This window comes from Cochlodiniinecator piscidefendens (assembly GCF_011326755.1).
In the GTDB taxonomy this organism is placed as follows: Bacteria; Pseudomonadota; Alphaproteobacteria; order Rhodobacterales; family Rhodobacteraceae; genus Cochlodiniinecator; species Cochlodiniinecator piscidefendens.
The window spans coordinates 331,291-348,757 of the sequence record NZ_JAAOIE010000004.1 but is presented as its reverse complement, the minus strand read 5'-3'; the positions used below and the strand labels follow the sequence as shown (position 1 = coordinate 348,757).

19 protein-coding genes and 1 tRNA gene are annotated in these 17,467 nt (G+C 49.6%); 5 read left to right on the top strand and 15 right to left on the bottom strand.

Going from position 1 to position 17,467, the window contains the following annotated elements:
* Window positions 1-181: 181 nt before the first annotated feature.
* The 6 genes from rplL to secE all read right to left on the bottom strand — a co-directional run bounded on the left by rplL (window position 182) and on the right by secE (window position 3,510).
* Complete coding sequence (rplL, locus tag G9C99_RS13270; protein ID WP_166417991.1) at window positions 182-553, bottom strand: 50S ribosomal protein L7/L12; 372 nt, start codon at window positions 551-553, stop codon at window positions 182-184.
* 70 nt (window positions 554-623) lie between these two features.
* The gene (gene rplJ / locus G9C99_RS13265; RefSeq protein WP_166417990.1) at window positions 624-1,139 is read right to left on the bottom strand and encodes a 50S ribosomal protein L10; all 516 of its coding nucleotides are present in this window, start codon (window positions 1,137-1,139) and stop codon (window positions 624-626) included.
* 233 nt (window positions 1,140-1,372) lie between these two features.
* Window positions 1,373-2,071 (bottom strand): 50S ribosomal protein L1, encoded by a 699-nt coding sequence (rplA, locus tag G9C99_RS13260; protein WP_166417989.1) that lies wholly within the window; start codon window positions 2,069-2,071, stop codon window positions 1,373-1,375.
* Window positions 2,071-2,496, bottom strand: a complete 426-nt coding sequence (rplK, locus tag G9C99_RS13255; RefSeq protein ID WP_166417988.1) for a 50S ribosomal protein L11 — start codon at window positions 2,494-2,496, stop codon at window positions 2,071-2,073. Before rplK ends, rplA begins: the two co-directional genes overlap by 1 nt.
* Before the next feature lie 100 nt (window positions 2,497-2,596).
* Entirely contained in the window at window positions 2,597-3,130 is a 534-nt protein-coding gene (gene nusG / locus G9C99_RS13250; RefSeq protein WP_166417987.1) for a transcription termination/antitermination protein NusG, read from the bottom strand.
* 185 nt (window positions 3,131-3,315) lie between these two features.
* Entirely contained in the window at window positions 3,316-3,510 is a 195-nt protein-coding gene (secE, locus tag G9C99_RS13245) for a preprotein translocase subunit SecE (protein ID WP_166417986.1), read from the bottom strand.
* Window positions 3,511-3,692: 182 nt separating this feature from the next.
* Between secE and G9C99_RS13240 the strand changes: the two genes are divergently transcribed.
* Window positions 3,693-4,595: a Hint domain-containing protein gene (locus tag G9C99_RS13240; RefSeq protein WP_166417985.1), complete on the top strand. Its 903-nt coding sequence runs from the start codon at window positions 3,693-3,695 to the stop codon at window positions 4,593-4,595.
* 85 nt (window positions 4,596-4,680) lie between these two features.
* Here the strand turns inward: G9C99_RS13240 and G9C99_RS13235 are convergent.
* Window positions 4,681-4,756 (bottom strand) — tRNA-Trp (locus tag G9C99_RS13235).
* A 178-nt stretch (window positions 4,757-4,934) separates the two neighbouring features.
* Between G9C99_RS13235 and G9C99_RS13230 the strand changes: the two genes are divergently transcribed.
* Window positions 4,935-5,471 carry a peptide-methionine (R)-S-oxide reductase gene (locus tag G9C99_RS13230; RefSeq protein ID WP_166417984.1) on the top strand — a complete coding sequence of 179 codons (537 nt, stop codon included), beginning with the start codon at window positions 4,935-4,937 and terminating at the stop codon, window positions 5,469-5,471.
* A 44-nt stretch (window positions 5,472-5,515) separates the two neighbouring features.
* Here the strand turns inward: G9C99_RS13230 and G9C99_RS13225 are convergent, their stop codons facing one another.
* Window positions 5,516-6,421 carry a LysR family transcriptional regulator gene (locus G9C99_RS13225; RefSeq protein WP_166417983.1) on the bottom strand — a complete coding sequence of 302 codons (906 nt, stop codon included), beginning with the start codon at window positions 6,419-6,421 and terminating at the stop codon, window positions 5,516-5,518.
* 111 nt (window positions 6,422-6,532) lie between these two features.
* On the opposite strand from G9C99_RS13225, the gene G9C99_RS13220 reads away from it, so the two are divergent.
* From G9C99_RS13220 to leuB, 3 genes are read left to right on the top strand one after another with little or no spacing between them, the layout of a single operon-like run.
* Window positions 6,533-7,225 (top strand): gamma-butyrobetaine hydroxylase-like domain-containing protein, encoded by a 693-nt coding sequence (locus tag G9C99_RS13220; RefSeq protein WP_166417982.1) that lies wholly within the window; start codon window positions 6,533-6,535, stop codon window positions 7,223-7,225.
* Window positions 7,122-7,730 (top strand): TauD/TfdA family dioxygenase, encoded by a 609-nt coding sequence (locus G9C99_RS13215; protein ID WP_166418012.1) that lies wholly within the window; start codon window positions 7,122-7,124, stop codon window positions 7,728-7,730. The genes G9C99_RS13220 and G9C99_RS13215 overlap by 104 nt, the downstream gene beginning before the upstream one ends.
* Window positions 7,727-8,824, top strand: coding sequence for a 3-isopropylmalate dehydrogenase (leuB, locus tag G9C99_RS13210; protein ID WP_166417981.1), 1,098 nt, complete (start codon window positions 7,727-7,729; stop codon window positions 8,822-8,824). Before G9C99_RS13215 ends, leuB begins: the two co-directional genes overlap by 4 nt.
* A 26-nt stretch (window positions 8,825-8,850) precedes the next feature.
* Here the strand turns inward: leuB and G9C99_RS13205 are convergent, their stop codons facing one another.
* The 7 genes from G9C99_RS13205 to G9C99_RS13175 form a co-directional block, all read right to left on the bottom strand.
* Window positions 8,851-9,444 (bottom strand): helix-turn-helix domain-containing protein, encoded by a 594-nt coding sequence (locus G9C99_RS13205; RefSeq protein ID WP_166417980.1) that lies wholly within the window; start codon window positions 9,442-9,444, stop codon window positions 8,851-8,853.
* A gap of 87 nt (window positions 9,445-9,531) precedes the next feature.
* Entirely contained in the window at window positions 9,532-11,064 is a 1,533-nt protein-coding gene (locus G9C99_RS13200; RefSeq protein ID WP_166417979.1) for a trimethylamine methyltransferase family protein, read from the bottom strand.
* A 129-nt stretch (window positions 11,065-11,193) separates the two neighbouring features.
* Entirely contained in the window at window positions 11,194-12,279 is a 1,086-nt protein-coding gene (locus G9C99_RS13195) for a hypothetical protein (RefSeq protein ID WP_166417978.1), read from the bottom strand.
* 2 nt (window positions 12,280-12,281) lie between these two features.
* Complete coding sequence (locus G9C99_RS13190; protein WP_166417977.1) at window positions 12,282-13,916, bottom strand: ABC transporter ATP-binding protein; 1,635 nt, start codon at window positions 13,914-13,916, stop codon at window positions 12,282-12,284.
* Window positions 13,913-14,737 (bottom strand): ABC transporter permease, encoded by an 825-nt coding sequence (locus G9C99_RS13185; RefSeq protein WP_166417976.1) that lies wholly within the window; start codon window positions 14,735-14,737, stop codon window positions 13,913-13,915. The genes G9C99_RS13190 and G9C99_RS13185 overlap by 4 nt, the downstream gene beginning before the upstream one ends.
* Entirely contained in the window at window positions 14,734-15,696 is a 963-nt protein-coding gene (locus G9C99_RS13180; RefSeq protein WP_166417975.1) for an ABC transporter permease, read from the bottom strand. Before G9C99_RS13180 ends, G9C99_RS13185 begins: the two co-directional genes overlap by 4 nt.
* Window positions 15,697-15,699: 3 nt before the next feature.
* Window positions 15,700-17,241 (bottom strand): ABC transporter substrate-binding protein, encoded by a 1,542-nt coding sequence (locus G9C99_RS13175; RefSeq protein WP_166417974.1) that lies wholly within the window; start codon window positions 17,239-17,241, stop codon window positions 15,700-15,702.
* Window positions 17,242-17,467: the final 226 nt, after the last annotated feature.

The following is a 17,467-nucleotide window of genomic DNA, read 5'->3' as shown; positions in this document are numbered from 1 at the left end:
ACGAAAGGATATATTCGGACCAATTCCCGCTGACCGTCCCACCGGCCTGCTCCCGATCCATTGAACACATCTTAGAAAACACATTCGCCAGAACGCCTTTGCTAAGACAGGTTCGGCTGGACCCGGGAACCCGGATCCAGCCTGAATTTTAGTGGCTCCCAGTGCTGGGGCCAGAAAAGGCTTAAGCCAATTCGACTTCTGCGCCAGCTGCTTCCAGCTTCGCTTTGACGTCTTCAGCTTCTGCTTTATCAACGCCTTCTTTGATTTTGCCGCCAGCTTCAACCAATGTTTTAGCTTCTTTGAGGCCAAGACCAGTGATGCCGCGAACTTCTTTAATCACGTTGATTTTAGAAGCGCCTGCATTTTTCAGAACAACGTCAAATTCAGTTTGTTCTTCAGCAGCAGCGCCGCCGTCAGCTGGGCCAGCCATCATTACAGCGCCGCCAGCAGCTGGTTCGATGCCATACTCGTCTTTGAGGATGGTTTTCAGTTCTTGTGCTTCGAGAAGGGTCAGACCAACGATCTCTTCAGCAAGTTTTTTCAGATCAGCCATTATACTGTTTCCGTTCAGTTTAGATGTGTTCCAACGTTATGGGGATACCCCTACGCAGGTCTCATGTTGCTTAAGCCGCAGCCTTGTCTTCGATAGAAGACAAGATGCCGGCGATATTGCTTGCAGGTGCGCCAATCGCGCCAGCGATGTTGGAAGCAGGTGCGCCAATGCAGCCAACGATAGAAGCAATAAGCTCCTCGCGGGATGGCATCGATGCAACGGCTTTCACGCCAGCAACGTCCAGAGCTGTGTCACCCATCGCGCCCCCAAGAATAACGAGCTTGTCGTTAGTCTTAGAATACGCTTCGACCACTTTGGCAGCTGCCACAGGGTCTTCTGAATAAGCGATCACAGTCATACCCGACAGATAGTCAGCGATGCTTGCGCAGGGCTTCCCATCAAGGGCGATCTTGGCGAGCCTGTTTTTGGCAACACGCACAGACCCACCAGCTTCGCTCATTTGAGCGCGCAGGTCTTGCATCTCAGCAACCGTGAGACCTTCGTAGCGGGAAACCACTACAACGCCAGAGCTTTCAAAGATTTGGCCGAGCTCATCGACCAATTTTTCTTTTTGTGCTCTATCCACAGTTTTACTCCAAATTTGGGGATCACTCCCCGGCTCAGTTTTGCAACCCAAATGGGCCGCGTTCGGGTCCAATATTCAGGGTCCCGAGGCCTAGATCACCCGAGGGTCAAGCCCATCGGTAAATCGTCTCGTTCCCCATCTCAGGAAGGAATTAAAGGCGTTAGCCAACCCTCCGTCTCGGACAGGACGGGGCCGTAAAGCCCCGCCATTCGCTGGGTCACCCCAGCAAATTCTTATTCAGCGTTTGCTGATTCTACGTTCACAGTTACGCCAGGGCCCATTGTAGAAGATACAACGATCTTCTTCATGTAAGCGCCTTTTGAACCTGATGGTTTCGCCTTTGAAACAGCACCAACAAACGCACGAATGTTTTCAGCAAGAGCAGCCGCATCAAAAGATGCTTTACCAATACCTGCGTGAACAACACCAGCTTTTTCAACTTTGAACTGAACTTCGCCGCCTTTTGCCGCTTCAACAGCAGATTTGACGTCCATAGTTACAGTGCCAACTTTTGGGTTTGGCATCAAGTTGCGTGGGCCAAGGATTTTACCAAGGCGACCAACAATTGGCATCATATCCGGTGTTGCAATGCAACGATCGAATTCGATTTTGCCAGACTGGATGGTTTCCATCAGGTCTTCTGCACCAACGATGTCCGCACCAGCTGCAGTTGCTTCGTCTGCTTTAGGGCCACGAGCAAATACTGCTACGCGAACAGTTTTACCAGTGCCGTTTGGCAGAGTAACAACGCCACGAACCATTTGGTCAGCGTGACGTGGGTCAACACCGAGGTTCATCGCGATTTCAACAGTTTCGTCGAATTTTGCAGTCGCGCCGGTTTTCACCAATGCGACAGCATCTTCAACTGTGATGTTGTTTTTGCCAGCGAATGCTTCACGCGCAGCGCGTGTACGTTTACCAAGCTTTGCCATTACTTCACCTCAATGCCCATAGAGCGCGCTGAACCGAGAATAATCTGCATTGCAGCATCGATATCGTTTGCGTTCAGGTCTTTCATTTTTGCTTCGGCGATTTCTTTCACCTGAGCAACAGAAACAGAACCTACAGTTTCACGACCAGGAAGCTTCGCACCAGAAGACAGCTTTGCAGCTTTCTTAAGGAAGTAAGACGCAGGAGGCGTCTTGATGTCCATAGTGAAGGACTTATCCTGATAGTAAGAAATGATAGTCGGGCAAGGCGCACCAACATCAAGGTCAGCTGTTTTCGCGTTAAACGCTTTACAGAATTCCATAATGTTAATCCCGCGCTGACCCAATGCAGGGCCGACAGGTGGAGATGGGTTGGCTTTACCTGCAGGAACCTGCAGCTTCAATGTGCCAGCTAGCTTCTTAGCCATTAGCTTTTTCCTTTTTCAACTTCCCACTGACGCGTCAGCGAGAGTTCGGGTTGTGCGGTTCGGATATTTGGGCGCGCCCACGTCCCCTCCCGCAGTAAACTCAGACTTCTTTAGAAACCTGAGTAAATTCTAGCTCGACCGGGGTTGCCCGGCCAAAAATTGATACAGTCACTTTCAGGCGGCTGTTTTCTTCATCCACATCTTCGACCATGCCCTCAAAGCCCTCAAACGGACCATCGTTGACATTGACCTTTTCACCCACCTCAAAGGATATAAGAGTACGCGGCGCCTCGATACCTTCCTCAACACGGTTGAGGATTTGATTCACCTCAGCATCGCGCATTGGCATCGGGCGACCTTGCGGACCCAAAAAACCTGTGACGCGGTTGATAGAATTGATCAGGTGATAACCGCGGTCGGTCATCTCCATACGGACCAAAACATAGCCCGGCATAAAACGACGCTCAGCGGTAACTTTCTTACCGCGACGCACTTCGATCACTTCTTCAGTCGGAACGAGAACCTCTTCGATTTCGTCCTCAAGACCCGCCTCAATGACAGAAAGCTTAACCTGCTCGGCAATTTTTTTCTCGAAATTCGAGAGAACGCTCACCGAGTACCACCGTTTCGCCATCGTCTTCTGCCTCACATCACCTAGGGGTCAGACCCTAGAAAGTTCAATATTTCCAGACAGCTAAGCCATCTGCATTCAGAACAAAAAACAGCGTGCAACTCGAATCGCCGCACGCCTGTCCTGATTTCAACGCCTGCTCTACTCCTGAATAGGGTATATTTCAAGAGCTTAGAGACGCTTTATCCTTAGAAGGATGTTAATATCGTCTCTAACCCAAAGCGGATGATCAAATCCACCAGTGAGAAGAAGATCGCAGTTAATGCCGCCATGACAAAGACCATAGCGGTTGTTAGCAAAACTTCGCGGCGGGTCGGCCAAACAATTTTGGATGCCTCAGCGCGCACTTGCTGAACGAATTGTGCAGGGTTTGTTTTAGCCATCGAAATACCTTTCACGGATCAAAGAGCCATTTACGCGCTCCACAATCGGAATTCAAGCCTTGCTGATAGCTCAAAAAACATGTTCTCGCCACAAACGTGATCCAATTTACGCCTTAATCCCCTTTTAACCATGTTCTCGGGGAACTCAAATTATGCTGCCAAGCTAACTTTGGGTGAGTGACATGGCTATCTATAACGACCAAGCAATTGGTGGAAACTTTGACCCAGGCAATCCGCCGGGCCTTCCGACAACGATATCAGTGATTTCAATTACACTGAATGACGCAGACAACGATGGATTCGTTAACGCCAATGGATCTGATCAGGTCAACGGAAGTAATGTCACGCGCGTTTGGGAAGGTGACACAGTCACCATAGATGGGACGACAATTGTTGGGACCACATTTTATACCGCAGACGGCAGCCGCTATTTCACCCCTACCGATGGATCAGTCTTGCCCGATGGCGGCACTGCAACAGCCACGACCTTTGTAACAACCAGTACAACCTTTGATGTAAACGACCTCGGACCGCCTTGTTTTGTCAGTGGCACTTTGATTGCCACAAACCGAGGTGAAATCGCTGTGGAGCACCTTAAAGTTGGTGACTTAGTCGAAACTCAAGATTCCGGCTTCCAGCCCATCCGTTGGATCGGGAAGCGCACCGTATCCGGCTTAGGTAGCTATGCCCCTGTCCGGATCCAAAAGGGAACACTCGGCACCGAATCTGACCTATTTGTTTCCCCGCAACACCGCATGGCCATTTCCGACTGGCGCACCCAGCTTTACATGGGTGAGGATCAAATCCTTTGCTCAGCCAAAGCGCTCATCAACGGGAACACAGTTACGTCATACCCTTGTGAAAAAGTAACCTACATTCATTTTATGTTTGATGATCATCAAATCGTGTATGCAAACGGATCCCCAAGCGAAAGCTTCTTAGCGGGGGATTATCTATGTAACGACGGAAGTGCGATTCAAAGAGAATTAGAAGAAATTTTCGAGAATCTACCTTTCAAACAAATCAAATCAGCAAAACGTATTTCTCGTTCTTTTGAAGCAACGGTCATCGCTTCCGCAGCTTAACCGGGTTTTGAATTTTCTTCACAGCAACGAAACACTCAAAGCTGTGCGGAGCTCAACCTGTTAATAACATTTTACGGAAGTGTCTTGGCAGGGGCTGAGGGACTCGAACCCACGACCCTCGGTTTTGGAGACCGATGCTCTACCAACTGAGCTAAACCCCTAAGACGAGGCAGGGATTACGGCACCTCAGGATTGGAATCAAGAGCCAAATGCGCTTTCGGCGATTTCTTTCAGTAAATTACTCTCGCTTCCGTGAGTTTCGATCAACAATTTCTCACGCAAGCTTGCTTCGACGCATACGAACCTCGTTGCTATCTTCTTCGCAGGAAGGAATTCACCATGATTGATAAACAAAATTTGGGCCGCCGCGCATTTCTAAAAACGAGCGCCGTTACGGCCATTGGCCTCCCACTTGCGAGCATCGCAAACGCTGCAACTCCGGCAGGCAACGACGGTTTTAACTACGAGGTCACTCGCACCGATGCAGAGTGGCGCGACTTTCTAAGCGATTCCCAATACACAGTAATGCGGTTCGGCTTAACAGAGTTGCCCCACACCAGCTCCCTTGCGACAGAGACTTCTGAAGGGACTTATAGCTGCCAAGGATGTGAGCTTGATCTTTATCAGTCCGTTTGGAAGGTAGAGCTTGATATTGGTTGGGTCTTCTTCAGCCACTCAATCCCCAATTCCATTTTGACTGCAATCGACGGAAACCCACCCGATGGCATGTCAAACGGCGACGAAGATCCAGCAGCGATGATTGAGGCCCACTGCCGTCGTTGTGGTAGCCACCTTGGGCATGTTGTTTACGCCCGGAATCAACTTGTGCATTGCATTAACGGCACGGCACTTAAGTTCACTCCAACTGCTGCCTAAACATATATCACACCCTAAAACACCCAGTGAAATGCGCTGGGTGTTTATTTTTGTATCAGATCCAGACAACGATCTGTAGCTGCAGGCATTGTTTCGCTTTCTGCCTGACCAAGAAGCCATTTCGCGAAAACATCGCATTTTGAAGCACCCGAAGTATTCACAACCAACCGATAGCCACGATCAGACTGAACCGTGTCGAAACTTGCTGGTACAAGCCTCTTTTGTTCGAAGTAGCGACCAATGAATGGCAAAAAACCTATCGCAACACCTCGCCCACACGCGGCGGCCTCTAGCACCAGATGCGGCTCTTCCAGAATTTCTCCGCGATCCGCAAATTTGACAGGGGCACCTACGGCAGCGAGCCAATGCCGCCAAGCGTTTCTGTCTCGATAGTGAATAGGTGTGATAAGGCTGTCCCAAAATTTCTGGCCCAACTTCAAATTCGGCGCTGCGACCGGAATAGACATCGTACTAAAAAGCGGATGACTTCCGGTTTTTAGATGTTCAAGTTCAGACCAAATGATCGAAACATCTGCGAACCGAGCATCTGGCTCCCCGATCAAATGAAGAAGATCAACTCGGAGCTCGGGATGTTCTGCTTCGAATTTGCCTATTCTTGGTAGCAACCATTGAGACGACAAATATGGGCCAACTGACACCCGCAAGACCTCTTGAAGCGTTATTTTTTTAGTGAGAGCTTGTAACTCTTGCCAGATCTGGGCGGTTGCCTCAGCAAGTTCAATTCCGTCTCGCGTCAGACAGACCTCCCTGACGCGTCGCTCAAACAGGCGTTTTCCCATCGCAGTTTCGAGAGCAGTAATGCGATGGCTGACCGCCGAAGGTGTCACATTCAATGCCACTGCTGCATTTGAAAAACTAAGCGCGTCGGCTGCATGATGAAAGTAGATCAACGCACCTAGAAATGAAGGGTCTTTGGGGTCGAGTCGCATATCTGCCCTACACTTGAAATTTGCTCAACTGTCCTGTGATGAGACATCGTTTGTCAATTCAAATTCAATGCAACCTAATGCTGCTCAAAGAACATGCTTAGGACGCGCCCCATGTTACCTGCACATCACACCTTACTTTCCGCAATAATTCAAAATGGCCTTCTGGTTTTGAAATGGGCCGACAACCACGAAAGCCGTTTTCACGCCATTTGGCTGCGACACCAGTGCTGGTGCTCAGAATGTGGCACTCCTGAAACCGGCGTCCGTAGTATTCGACTCGCCCAGTTTGACGAGAATATGTCGTTTGGCGAGATTGCTTTGACCGAAGAAGGTTTGAGTGTGACTTGGCCTGATGAAAACCACACTTCGGTTTATTCTGCACGTTGGCTCCGAAACCATTGCTATTCCGAACCCGAGCGCCAAAAACGCTGTGTAAATCCAGTACTGTGGGATGGAGCTCTAAGCGCAAACCTGCCAATTGGCTCCCTTACCGAAGCCGAAGCAGACCCATCAGCACGCCTACATATTTTAGAAGCTGTCCGTGATCATGGGTTCTGCAAAATTATTGATGCGCCAACGGATCCCGCCGAAGCTTCGCGAATGATCAATTTAGTTGGTACACAACGTCAAACCCATTTTGGCACCTACACTCTGAAAAAAAAAGAAAAGCGTCACCAACGTTGGCGATACAACAGGCCCACTGGATCCGCATGTCGACGAACCGTACCGCTTCGCCGCTATCGGAATCACAGTGTTTCAAGTGCAGCACCCAAGCTCGAATGGTGGTGCCTCAACACTGGTTGACGGTTTCGAAGCCGCGCGCATATTGAAAGAGCAGCACCCAGAAGATTTTGAATTACTGTGTAATACGCAGATTACATGTCAGCGATTTGATCCCGGTGACAATAGCCATGGAAACATGAGATGGTACAAGTCGCGCCTCCCCATTATTCAACTCAACGATCAGGGCGAGGTTTGCGGCGTTCGAATGAATGAGCGTCAGATTTCTCCGCTAGATGCGCCTGAAAATCAGGTTATTCCCACCTACCGCGCATTGAAGCGGCTATTTGCGTTGCTCTACGATGACGCGTTGCGTCTCACCTTTGACCTTAAGGCCAGTGAGGGCTTACTCTTTGACAATCAGCGGTTACTACATGGCCGAACCGGGTTCACCCCTGAAGAACCTGCACGAGCGGTGTTAACGTCATCGGTGGACCTAGATGACTTTCACTCGACCTTACGTCTGCTGCAAAGAGAATTGGACCCAGATGCGATGCATATGCTCTTACGTCAGGGAATGGCCGGATGAACAAGCCCTTTCAAGTTCTCGCCCTTGGGGGTGACCATATTGGCCCTGAAGTTGTCGCCAGTGGCTTAAGCGTTTTGCGCCATGTTTCAGCAAGATATGAGATTCCCGTCGAAATTGACGAAGACCTGCTGGGAGGCGCGTCGTGGGATGTGCATGGGACATTCTGTACGGACACGGTTGCCGCCAAAGCGCGCGCCGCCGATGCCGTACTGATCGGCGCAATAGGAGGGCCTGAATGGGATAACATTCAAATAGACGGTCCAATCACAGAAACCGACGGGCTGACCCGTCTCAGGATCGAATTAGACGTCTTCAACGCACTGCGCCCAGCGCGCGCATGGAACGCATTGTTGTCGAGAACCCCCTACCGTCATGAAGTTGTGGAAGGGGCGGACATATTAGTGGTTCGGGAGAACGCCGGGGGTATCTATTATGGAGAGCCCCGCGGGCGAGAAGTTCAATCCGACGGTCAAATTCGCGCATTTGAAATCAGCGAATATAGAACAGAAGAAATTGAGCGGATCGCCCGATGCGCGTTCAGAGCCGCGCAAGCTAGGCGTGGACATGTCACATCAGTCGACAAATCCAACGTTATGGAAACAGGTCGGCTGTGGCGAGAAACGATTGATCGAATTGGTCGAGACGAATTTCCAGATATTCGTTTATCGCACTTGTTGATGGACTATGCGCTTTTTGCCGTCGCCAAATCCCCCCAGGACTTTGATGTTTTGCTTGGCGACAATCTGTTCGGAGATCTCATGTCTGACCTAATTGGTGTGATTTCAGGCTCATTAGGCATGCTGCCCTCAGCAACGCTGCCCGGAATTGCACGCCCAGGACATCCACTAAAGGGCGGTATTTACGAACCGACACACGGCAGTGCCCCCGACATCTCCGGGCAAGGTGTAGCTAATCCGATTGGTACAATTCTCTCTGTTGCAATGATGTTTGAACACGGCTTCGGGGTCGCCTCTGCGGCAAGGGCGATCGAAATTGCGGTTGAGCAGTGCTTAGACTCAGGTCTGTTACCGCCTGACCTAGGCGGAACAACTTCAACGGAGGACCTAACACTGGCGATATTAGAACGCCTGTAAACAGTTCCCGATATGTTGAGTGGAAGCTAAGCCACCTTTGAACGAATGCTCATAAACGTGACTTCTGGAGATACAACTTCTTGCATACCGTGGCGCAACTCAGCATTGAAGCTCAGGACATCGCCTTCTGACAATTCGAAAATCTGCTGGCCGACGCTATAAACACATTCCCCGGTTAGGATGCGTAGTACAACGAAACCTCCCAATACATAGGATGGATGCGTTCCGTTGGTCTCACGGGAAACAGTAACATCCGCAACTTCGAGATCCTGAAGGTCATCTTTATATTTGCAATAAATTTGGAAATCATGGACATGGCCTTCTGCAATGCGCTTTGACGCGATTCCGGTACCCGCCTTGACCAAATTGATATCGAGCGTCGGAGCCGTATGTTCAAAAAATGAAACCAATGGCAAAGCAAGGGCCTTTGACAGCGCATGCAATGTCCCAAGCGAAGGAGATATTAACCCGTTTTCAATCCGAGAAACCATCGCTGCCGAGATATCAGACATATCTGCGACTTCTCTGAGTTTAAGACCGAGTTGCTTGCGACGTTTATAGACAACTTTACCGACGGCCAAATCCACGTCGACACCGATACCATTCTGATCGTCACTCATATTGTTGTCCATGTGATACCCGCATTGTTCTAGTCTGCATGTTCTTTCATTAGCACATTAAAACGAACGGGCACCACATGCTATAGATTAGGCCGCGCTCCTGGAACGGATTTCAGATTTTCGCCGCGCAACGAAATCTTTTAAAGCATCATCAACTGACTGATCCAGTGGCGGTTGCTCATATTCAGATAGTAACTTTTTCCACAGCCGGTTTGCGCGATTTTCCGCACCCTCGCTGCCCTGCTCCGACCATGTTTCGTAGTTGCGTGTATCCGTCAAAATTGGGTGATAAAAAGCATGTTCATATCGCTCAAGCGTATGGGAAGAACCGAAAAAGTGCCCCCCTGGACCAACTTCTTTAATCGCATTAAAACCTAACGTATCTTCGTTCACGACCATGGGTTGGAAACTTTCGGTCATAAGCTGTAAAAGTTCAGCGTCCAAGATAAGCTTCTCATAGGAACCCGACAATCCCCCCTCTAGCCATCCAGCAGAGGCGAAAATGATATTGGCGTGCCCCATAACAGCAGCCCACAAACACATTTCAGTTTCATAAGCCGCTTGGGCATCTACGAGATTTGAACCCGTATTCAAGGACGACCTGAACGGCAGACCATAGCGCCGCGCCAATTGCCCGGACGCCCAAGTGGTCTTCGCAAAAACCGGTGTCCCAAATACCGGTGAGCCCGTACGCATGTCCACATTTGTCAGGTAAGAGCCATACACAACCGGCGCACCTTTTCGCACAGCCTGTGCCAACACACATGCCGCTAAGGCTTCGGCATTTTGAACTGAAAGAGCGCCGGCTTCAGTTGCAGGGCTCATAGCACCTGCCATCGTAAATGGGGCGATCACAAGCGGTTGTCCGACTTGTGCCATCTCCACGATACCCTCAGCCATAGCGTTATCAATCATCAGCGGAGAATTCGTATTAATAGGCGCAGTTATTACAGGCCGAGCGATCATATCGTCATCGGAAGCATCCATAATGATTTTTGCCATAGAAATCGCGTCGCGGGCGCGCTCTTGCCCGTTGCTCCAAAACTTCCATGTTTTATCGGTCAAAGTCGCATGAGCATAGCCGACATCCAAATGCCGTGTCTCCGCAGGTAAATCTAACGGTTCAAATCCTCCGCCACCTGCCTGGTGCACCGCGTTAATGGAATGCACAAGTTTTACAAATTCGCACATTTCCTCAAACGTTCCAGCGCGCCGCCCACGATCCAAATCATTGGCAAACGGTGGACACATAACAGATGAAAAAATGATATTATCACCGCCGAGCGTCAAATCATAATCCGAGTTTCGAGCATGAAGCCGCACTTTTGATGGAGCGTGAGCAATCATTTCCATGACTAAACCGGGATCAATTTTGACCATTTCCGAAGCTTCGTCGACCAACGCCCCAATGGAACGCAAATAATCTCGAGATCTCGCATCTAGAACTTTTATCCCGATGTCACTGAGTATTCTCAACGAGTTGTTGTGGATTAGATCCAATTGCTCTTGGTCCAAAACTTCGATCGGCGGATAGGGGTTTTTAAATTCTTTCCACGGTGTTTGTTCCAGCTTTGCTGAACTGTCCCGCCGTTTATTGCGTCGGTTTGCGGTTCGGGCCATTGGGACACTCCTAAATTAGTTGCATACGTCATCCCGACAGGCCCGCTTAGGCGCAGTTTTGGTAGATTACCCCATCGGTTGATAATAACAGTTTAGCAATTTTTTGCATTTAAGGCAAATTTTTAATTATCAAGCAATTCCAATATCATTCAATTCAACAAGCTCTGAGTGACCATGTGTATTTAGCAATGCCTTAACCTGTGGGTCGTCAAGGAATTCAAAGCGGCCTTCGCGCCAGAAAACTTTGTTATCTAATTTTGCAGTTGCATCGAAAACGGTCCAAGCAATTTCACCCGGTGCATAATTTCCGCATGTGTGAAAATGAAGGTAACGCGGGTTTGCAAAGGCAACCTTACCCCAGCGCTCAATGTTACGTTTCGCGCCTATTGGGTAAAAGCACCCCGGATTGATCCCCGCGTGCCAACTGTGAACATTCATTGGATCGATACCCAAAAAATGACCCACACGTTTATAGTGCGTATGCACCTTTTCTGTTAACGCTTTTGGTCCATCAAACGCGATAATTTTGCCATCTTTTACTTCCGCCATCACCACCTCAGGAAGAAGGAGTTCATCATCAGGGTATTTTTGATTTCCCGACGCCATCAGCCAATTTGTCAAAGCAACAACACCGTTGGCCGATGCACATGATATTGGGCGCGGCGCGCACACCGGATACCGCGTTACCGTAAAATCTTCGGCCTCTCCTGCCTGAATTGCCTCTATATCTTGGCTGCCGCTGATATCCGTGCCGTGCGGGCAGGTGATATGCCATTTCTTCGCGCTATTGGCCTGCGCATCATAGGCGGCGCGAATATCTTCCATTAAACGATGTGGCACAGTGCATGATGGGCCACCCAAAACACCCACATCCAAAGCATAACTCATGGTTTTACTTGCAGATCCAGGAATATCACTAAATCGCAATGTATCCCCCAAACGAGAATGAAAAAACACATGGTCAAACTGACTCAATGCCCTTTTCACTTCAGCAGGAATATCATTCAGACCAGCGTGGTCGCCCACCTTAATGATTTGGGTGGAAATCCCTAATTCAGAAGCCACATCAGCCACACATTCCGGGACCACAGCATCATAGATTCCTAAGCTCGGGTCTTCGGCAATAATCGCGATACTGTCTCCCTTCGTTGCTCCGATCGCATCGCGAATTAAGGACTCAGCGCCTAATCTTGGGTCAAAGTTTTGAAATCCCATCGCTATTGCCCCCCCGCTTCCATTCGACGCTCGGTCAGAACGTTTTCCAACCACCCTACGCGCATCTCAGGTGTCGAGCTCATTAGCAAGTGGGTGTAATCATTAAATGGCGGGGCAAAAACTCGGGCCTTTGCGCCTTGTTCAACGACGGTTCCAGCCTTCATCACCACAACGTCATTCGCAATCGCGCGTACCATCGCCATGTCATGGGTGATAAAAATATACGAAATACCAAACTTTCTCTGAAGTTTTAGAAGCAGTTCGATGATCCCGTCGGCCACCAATGGATCAAGCGCGGAGGTCACCTCATCACAGATAATCACATCAGGCTCTGCGGCCAAAGCTCGAGCGATACAAACCCGTTGTTTTTGCCCACCCGAAAGCTGGTTCGGGTAGGCCTGCGCCATCTCGACAGGGAGGTCGACAAGGTGCAGTAACTCATGGACGCGGTTAAGCGTGTTTTGCTTAGACATCCCCACAAAAACTTGTGCGGGGCGACCAATAATCTCGGCAATTGTTTGCCGTGGATTCATTGCCACATCCGGTAATTGATAAATCATCTGAATAGATTTGCGCTGCGATGCTGTACGATCTGACAATCCCGATGAAAGCGGTTGATCATTATAGGAAAGAGTGCCTTTTGAAGGAGGTAACAACCCCATAATGACGCGCGCCAATGTCGATTTTCCACTGCCAGATTCACCAACTATCGCGAGATTTGATCCGCGTTTCAGCGCGACACTAACGTCATTAAGCACCTGCACAGTACCATATGACGCATCAATACCTTCCGCACCTAACGCAACAGGTTCATCGTCTGACAGCTCTGTTTCAATAACGGTGCTCCGTACATTCAACAGCTCTTTGGTATAGGCATTTTGCGGCGCATTTAACAGGCTTTCAGTGGCTTGCTCTTCGACTTCAGCACCATTTTTAAGCACCTTAATCCGGTCAGAGATCTGAGCCACGACACCTAAATCGTGAGTAATATATAATGCAGCTGTTTTATATTCTTGGATTACCTCTTTGATGATCGCGAGAACATCGATTTGCGTGGTGACATCCAGTGCGGTCGTCGGCTCGTCAAATACGATTAAATCCGGCTCACCTGCCAGTGCCATTGCAGTCATCGCACGCTGTAACTGCCCTCCCGAAACCTCATGTGGATAGCGCATTCCAAAAGCCTCAGGATGGGGCAGGCCCATCCGAGCGAACAATTCAACCGCACGTTTTTCGGCTTTCGCTGTATTCATATGTTTATGGATCTTGGTCACTTCCAAGACTTGAGCCAACAGTCGATGCGCAGGATTGAAGGACGCCGCAGCGCTTTGCGCAACATAGGCGACCTTCTGCCCTCGTAACTGGGCCAATTGAGCGACTGATCCCCCTAAAATTTGCTGACCGTCCAGCCAAATTTCTCCACTGGAAAGCCTCAGCCCACGCCGCGCATATCCCATAGCGGCCAATCCGATCGTTGACTTCCCAGCACCGGATTCCCCAATCAAACCGACAACTTCGCCTCTGCGTAGTGTCAGATCGATACCCTTCAAAATCTCTGTAGGTTTAGCCCGCTTTTTTCGGCTATCCACAATCGTTTCGATCCGGAGATCCCTCATTTCCAAAAGATAGTCATTCATTTGTGAAGGTCCAAATTGGCGTTTCGTTTCAATAAACCATCCACGATCAAATTCACCCCAATCGCGAGCAGGGCCAAAGCGAGCGCAGGTAAGATCGGCGCCGAACGGCCAAAAGTAATAGCCAGCGCGTTTTCTTTTACCATTCCTCCGAGATCAGGATACGGGGGTTGAATCCCCAATCCCAAAAAGGACAAGGATGAAATCAAAATCGCAGCAAAGACGAACCGAAGCCCAAATTCTGTGAACAAAGTTGGTGCGACGTTTGGCAACACTTCTTTGAACAAAAACCACCGCATGGTTTCCCCACGTAAACGTGCGACTTCGATGTATTCCATTGCAGCCACATCAGACGCTACAGCGCGTGTTAGGCGGAACACGATCGTTGAAGACAATACAGCCATCATCATCAACAAAGAGGGAATAGAAGTCCCAATTGCCGAGAGCACGATCAACGCAAGAATTAGGCCCGGAAAGGCCATCAACGCATCTACGCTCCGCGTTACGATGAGATCGAACCATCCCCCGGTTATTGCTGCGGCTATGCCCAGAGGGCACCCTATTGCGAACGCTCCACACGTAGCGAAGAACGACACCAACACTGTCATTCTCCCGCCGGTGAGTATGCGAGCCAACAAATCGCGCCCAACATTGTCCGTTCCCAACCAATGGGTTGCACTCGGGGGTTCCCAGACTGACCCCGAAATTTCTACAGCAGAATAGGGTAGCAACATTGGCCCAAACGTAACCGCCAACAAAAATACTACGACAATCACAACACCGATTCTTGCGCTCAAATTCAGGTCTCGCAGTAGGTTTATCATTTAGGCCTCCTACGGCGCGGATTTGTTAGAATAGATAAGATATCTGCCGACAAATTTAGCAGCACGTAGACCGATGCAAAAATAAGACCACAAGCCTGCACCAACGGCATGTCTCTCTTTGAAACAGCGTCGATCATCAACTGCCCCATACCGGAGTAATTGAACACAGCCTCGACCACGACGACCCCAACAATCAGATAAGCCAAGGTCAGCATGACAATATTCAAAACCGGAGACAGCGCATTTGGTAAGGCATGACGCAAAATAATGCGGCGACGGCCCGCCCCTTTGAGTTCAGCCATTTCAATGTATGCTTGGTTCATCACTGACAGCACAGCAGCCCGCGTAAGGCGCATTGTGTGCGCGGAAACCACCAATACCAAAGTTAGACATGGCAATGCAACGGCCTGCAATTGCTCAATAAAACTCATAGAAGACGAAATTCGCGACAATGCAGGAAACCATCCCAACGTCACGGCACCGACAAGCAATAACAAATATCCAAGCAAGAAGTCTGGCAGCGATACAAAAACAAGCGTCATAATCGTTATGCTTTTGTCGGCAAGCCGATCTTCGTACAGCGCAGCAACCAACCCCAATCCAACAGCGAACGGAATCGCGATAACCGCAGCAACTGATGCCAGAAAGAATGAGTTCCGCAACCTTGTGTCGATCAAATCCGTAATTTCGCGGCCGCTGATCAGCGACACACCTAGATCCCCCTGCACAAAGTTATAAAGCCACTCCAAATATCTCAAAATGGCTGGGCGATCTAAACCGAGTTCATCCCGAATGGCTTGAACCGAGTCCGGTGTGGCTTGTTGACCCAGAATCGCATGTGCGACATCCCCCGGTAGAATTTCTGTGCCCGCAAAAACCATAAGCGAAACAATGAAAAGTGTGACCAATCCCGAAGCTAGTCGCTTCAGGATTAGTCCGCTTAGACCTGCCGATTCCATAAATCAGCTTTCCAACCACACACGTTCGACAGCCCGAAGGCCTGACATGTTAAACGAACCTGCCGGATAGAACCCTTTCACTTCATCGCGCACGCCATCCTGGTTGTTGCGGAAGAACGGAATACCTGCCCCCCCATCTTCATGAATCATCAGCTGCGCATCATGATACAAGGCTTTGCGACGGTCAAAGTCTGTCTCTCCACGGGCCAATTCAATAATCTGATCAAATTGTTCACGACGCCACTTCGTATCATTCCAAGCAGCCTCGGAATGATAGGCCGTGGTCAGCATGATATCCGCGGTTGGACGCCCCCCCCATGCACCAATCATAAATGGCTTTTTCAACCAAACATTTGACCAGAACCCATCGTCTGGTTCACGCACGATCTCAATATTCAGCCCGGCTAAGCCTGCCGTTTGCTGAAACAAAGTCGCCATTTCTTCAGAGCGCGCACCTGCAACATTTGAAATACTCAGAGGAAGCGTGCCGTCAAACCCTGATTCACGCACATGAAACGCAGCACGTTCCGGATCATATGGCCGTTGCGGAATATCAGCCGCATAAAATGGATCAGATGGGGGAATGGGATGATCATTTCCCAACACGCCGCCATTAAGCTGATCAATGATTTGCTGACGGTCCATTGAGTATTTCACTGCCAGCCTAAGATCCAAATTATCAAAGGGCGCGGTATCGCAGTGCATTAAAATTGGGCTATGGCCCCCAGATGGATGGCTTTCGATGTGCACACCCGGCGTTGCTTCGATCAACGCAATTGCCTGCTCATCAATTTGCTGCGCCATATGCAACTCGCCAGTCACCAGTCCGCTGATACGAGCAGCCCGATCTTCAACAAACAGAACTTCCACTTCTGAAACATGGGCGCGATCTGCTTTCCAATATTCAGGGTTGCGCGACGCGCGCAGGAAATCACCCGGTTCAAATTCCTCCATTCTATAAGGACCAGTGAATACGCCTGCGGAAAAATCTTCAGTCCCATTTGGGACGATCAGCAGGTGAAAATCGCTCAGCAAAAATGGTAAATCAGCATTGGCTTTGGATAGGGTGATCACAACAGCGTTGGGCCCATCAACCGCGATATTCACAATATCGCCCATTAAGCCTGCAGCGCCGGATGTCGAATCTTCGCCGCGATGCAAATTAAGTGAATAAACAACATCATCCGATGTCATTGATTGCCCATTGTGGAATGTGACACCCTGACGTAGATTGAATTTCCACGTCTTCGCATCAGAAGATGCTTCCCAGCTTTCGGCCAGCTCTCCGACAAGTTCATTATTTTCTTCGATTTCAGTCAAACAATTACCAAGCGTAAAGCCAAGCATCGCATGGCCGCTTGATGAAAATGTGCGTGGATCAAGGGAATCGCTGGCTGCACCACCAGTCATGCCCACAACAAGAGTCCCCCCTGGCGTCGGTGCCGCTCGCGCAGAAGACAACCCCAGCCCTGCTATCATACCAAGTGCGGCAGAGCTTTTAATCAGCCCCCTCCGCGTTAAGCCATTTGCATTGTACGCGCTCATTTTTTTCTCCCTAGTTTGTCTGTCGGCATTGCACTGGGTGGATGTTCACATCTCTTAATTTGCTTATTAGGTAATTTTTTGCATTTTGAGAAAAAAAGCAAGCTATTTGTTACAGACGTAATTTTTTGCCCAGAGACAACCTGCACCCCAAAGGTGTAATTTAGATTGCGGTTCGGATTATTCGTTCGCTTTTTCATGGAGCAAAAGCAGACAGCTCTTCACTGGT